General features: G+C 38.0%; 1 rRNA gene. It reads left to right on the top strand.

Annotation, left to right across the window (positions count from 1 at the left end):
* A 16S ribosomal RNA gene (locus EO116_RS08385) occupies positions 1-52 on the top strand; the annotation flags it as partial.
* Positions 53-432 lie beyond the last annotated feature (380 nt).

A 432-nucleotide genomic window follows, 5' to 3' on the forward strand; every position in this document is an offset into this window, starting at 1 on the left:
GAAGTCGTAACAAGGTAGCCGTATCGGAAGGTGCGGCTGGATCACCTCCTTTCTAGGGAGACATACACTAGCACAAGATGTTAGATGTCACACTAGGTCGACACTTTGGTCACCTACATTGTTCAGTTTTGAGAGGTCAACTCTCAAAAGTTAGTATTGACAAGCAATTTATGTTCGGATATACTGACAAAGCACTAATTTTTCTAAGAAAATCGATGGATAACGAGAAAAACGAATGATGCGAAGTCGAAGCGTAATGGTAAGTACGTGAGACAAGGAGAATGAGTTTGACGAAGTTAGGCACGATTTTGTGGGAAAATTAAACTGTTCTTTGAAAACTGCATAGAAGATAATAAAAATTTATGATTTGGTCTCTTAGAGTTGACTCTAAGGGTTAGACCAAGCACATAGATTCTCTAAATTAACTTATAA

This window comes from Veillonella sp. VA137, from assembly GCF_003992015.1.
GTDB lineage: Bacteria > Bacillota > Negativicutes > Veillonellales > Veillonellaceae > F0422.